This is a genomic window from Novosphingobium aerophilum, from assembly GCF_014230305.1.
Classification (GTDB): domain Bacteria; phylum Pseudomonadota; class Alphaproteobacteria; order Sphingomonadales; family Sphingomonadaceae; genus Novosphingobium; species Novosphingobium aerophilum.
Genome location: NZ_JACLAU010000119.1, coordinates 1 through 1,003, shown reverse-complemented (window position 1 = coordinate 1,003; position 1,003 = coordinate 1). Strand labels below are relative to the sequence as shown.

The following is a 1,003-nucleotide window of genomic DNA, read 5'->3' as shown; positions in this document are numbered from 1 at the left end:
TGATCGTGCCCGGTGGCGGCATCGCGCTCGATGGTACACGCTGGATCTCGTCACGCCCGGCCTTCCTGCTGCCGGTGCGCGTGCTCGGTGCGTTGTTCCGCCGGCTGTTCCTCACCCGCCTGTTGGCGCTGTTCGATGCCGGCAAGCTGGGCTTCTTCGGCGCTCAAGCCCAGCTCACTGCCCGCAAGGCATTCCTGCTCCATCTGTCCCCGATCCGGAAGAAGCGCTGGGTGGTCTATGCCAAGCCGCCCTTCGCCGGGCCGCAGGCGGTGCTGGCCTATCTCTCGCGCTATACCCACCGTGTGGCCATCTCGAACCGGCGGCTCATCACCTTCGGCGAGGACGGCGTCACCTTCCGCTACAAGGACTACCGCCGCGGCGAGGCCGAACGTCAGCAGGTCATGACGCTGGCGACCGACGAGTTCATCCGCCGCTTCCTGCTCCACGTCCTGCCCCGCGGCTTCCACCGCATCCGGCATTACGGCCTGCTTGCCAGCTCAACCCACAAGGAGGCCCTGGCGCTCGCCCGCAGGCTGCTGGACGTGGCGGCGCCGATCGAGGAGCCCGAGCCCGACGAACCGCCCGATCACCGCCCGCCATGTCCGTGCTGCGGTGGGCACATGACCATCATCGAGACCTTCGCCCGCTGGTGCCAGCCCCGCGCGCCGCCGCACTCGGCACCACCGACCCGGAGACACGCGCCATGATCCGGCATGGCTCGTCCCGCACAGCGGTCTTGCCCTTGGCGCATCGACCGATGGCCCCGCGCGTGCCTTCCCCAAGATTACGCCGGGCGCAGGGCATATCGGTCAACAAAACCGATGCCAGCAGTACTCTGAAACCGCCCGACATCACTTCGATCGGGTCACCCGGAGCACTACCGCACCGGCAGCGCTTACCCGCCAGACCTATCCCGAAACCGCTTTACCCATAGACCAGCGCGTCGGGCCCGCGGGTTCCTGCACTGGAGGCTTTCGTACGCAAGCGCCCGAAACCCTTCGCA

1 protein-coding gene is annotated in these 1,003 nt (G+C 67.7%); it reads left to right on the top strand.

The window, feature by feature from the left end; all coding sequences use genetic code 11:
• On the top strand, window positions 1–707 hold a 707-nt coding region (locus H7F49_RS19310), incomplete at its 5' end, for an IS91 family transposase (protein WP_185685166.1).
• Between the last annotated feature and the right edge of the window lie 296 nt (window positions 708–1,003).